Raw genomic sequence first — 1,259 nt, forward strand, 5'->3', positions numbered from 1 at the left:
AGTACTTCCCTGTAGGGCTTGGGTAGCGCCATCCATGGCGCTACACACCTCCGAAACAGAACCCTTCCCGCTTTAGGCATTTCCAATAAGCATCTATGGCCTTCGACACTCCGCCATAGAAACCTTCAACACTCGTAACGCTCACAATCCAACAGCCTGCCCCTTTTAACCATCTTCTAGCCTGATAATTAAAAAGCTAACACTGTGTATCAATTGGAACATTTGAGCGTACATCTAGCTGGAAAAATATTGGGGAAGATCAGTATTGGCGATACGCCATTGCGGGTTATCTGGAGAAAGTGTGCAGCGCCAAGGATGGCGCTGCCCAAGCCTTACAGGGATGTACTTGCTGGCGTCTTTCGGAAGATTTCCTGCAATGGCCAGCCAATGCTGGCCTGCCCCAATATTTTCAAGAGCGGATTACTGAAAGCTTAGCTGGCGAAGTCGATGCCTTTTTGGATATCGCCTTTCAGGCCGTCGAGCATTTCGTCCATGCATTTTTGTTCGAAGGCACTAAGCTTGCCGTAAGACAGAATTTCTTCGGCGCCATTTTTGCCTAAGCGTACTGGCTGTGCGAAGAACTTAGCGTTGTCGCCTGGGCCTTCTACGTAAGTGCACTCAATAGTGTCCTGACCTTGCAGGCCTTTCAGCAATGACAATGCAAAGCGTGCTGCTGCCTGACCCATAGAAAGGGTTGCTGAACCGCCGCCGGCTTTTGCTTCAACGACTTCAGTACCTGCGTTCTGGATACGGTGAGTTAAGTCTTTGATTTCTTGCTCAGTAAACTCAACGCCTTCAACCTGAGACAGCAATGGCAGAATGGTTGTGCCGCTGTGGCCACCAATAACTGGCACGTTTACGTTTTCAGGGTTCAGACCACGTAGCTCGCCAACGAATGCTTCTGAACGGATAACGTCCAGAGTAGTAACACCGAACAGTTTACGCTTGTCGTAGCAGCCTGCTTTTTTCAGGACTTCGGCAGCAATTGGTACTGTAGTGTTTACCGGGTTGGTGATGATTCCAACACAAGCGTCAGGGCAGTTGTCTGCAACGCCTTGTACTAAGTTTTTAACGATGCCGGCGTTCATGTTGAACAGGTCAGAGCGATCCATACCTGGCTTACGAGGTACGCCGGCAGGAATTAATACGATGTCGCTGCCAACTAATGCTGACGCAAGATCATCTTTACCGAAGCCTGTTACTTTCACGTCGGTAGGGATATGACTTAAGTCAACCGCTACACCTGGAACTACTGGCGC

Annotated in this window: 1 protein-coding gene; it reads right to left on the minus strand. The window is 49.6% G+C overall.

What is annotated here, in order from left to right:
• Window positions 1–431: 431 nt before the first annotated feature.
• On the minus strand, window positions 432–1,259 hold an 828-nt coding region (gene mdh, locus B3180_RS04460), incomplete at its 5' end, for a malate dehydrogenase (protein WP_286843269.1).

Origin of the sequence: Idiomarina sp. UBA4206 (genome assembly GCF_002383015.1) — a bacterium.
Lineage (GTDB): Bacteria > Pseudomonadota > Gammaproteobacteria > Enterobacterales > Alteromonadaceae > Idiomarina > Idiomarina abyssalis.